The organism is Vibrio sp. 1069 (assembly GCF_033340555.1).
Genome location: NZ_JAWOWP010000286.1, coordinates 1 through 766, shown reverse-complemented (window position 1 = coordinate 766; position 766 = coordinate 1). Strand labels below are relative to the sequence as shown.

General features: G+C 42.8%; 1 pseudogene. It reads right to left on the bottom strand.

Annotated elements, in window-relative coordinates:
- Window positions 1-399, bottom strand: a pseudogene (locus R7040_RS26020) (diguanylate phosphodiesterase); the annotation flags it as partial.
- Window positions 400-766: the final 367 nt, after the last annotated feature.

Genomic DNA, 766 nt, shown 5'->3' with positions numbered 1-766 from the left:
AACGCCGGACGATTCGTAATATTGGTTTTCGGTGTAATAAAGCAGATTTTGCTTGCCGTCGAGGATCGCCATGCTCGCATCCCCTTTATAACCATGGCTCAGGACATCAGCGGTTTCATCTAGGCGGCTAAAAAGTACTCGCTCACGGTAGGGATTGTCGTGATTGATAAAATAGTCCTGCAGCACATCACTTTTACTCAGCGTGTACGCATAGCTGTTAAGAAAAATATTGGCTTGTCGAAATTGCCCCGCCAGTTTTTCCATCTGAAGTTGTATGTAGCTATCTTCGCGCTTGATGAGTGTTACTTTTTGAATGCTATAGATGATGTAACTCGATACCAGCGCACTCAAAATGATCACGGGTGCGACAAGCAAGATAACTCGATTGCTTAATTTCATTATGGTTCTTCGACTTCCGTTTGTGTCCCTACAAACGTTGCTTACCTAAACGGTACTGAACGGATGATATATTTTTTGCAAATTGTAACCAGATTGTAAGGTGGGTGTTCTCGAAAATCAGACAACCATTTTAGAAATGTGATGATGTGGCAGATTTCCTTCCCGTTAACTAGAGGCTTTCTCAGTAATTGGACGTATTTCTGCTTTCGCGGGCACAAACCGTAGGGTTTTTGTGGGCTTTAAATATACTCATCGAAACGTTTCGATGAGTAAAGTGTGACTTGGTCGGCCTTTTCTTTCTCTTAGTTGGAAAAATCACGGATCATTCTCACACCTTACCGATCGGTGACTGGTGAAATCTCGCAAG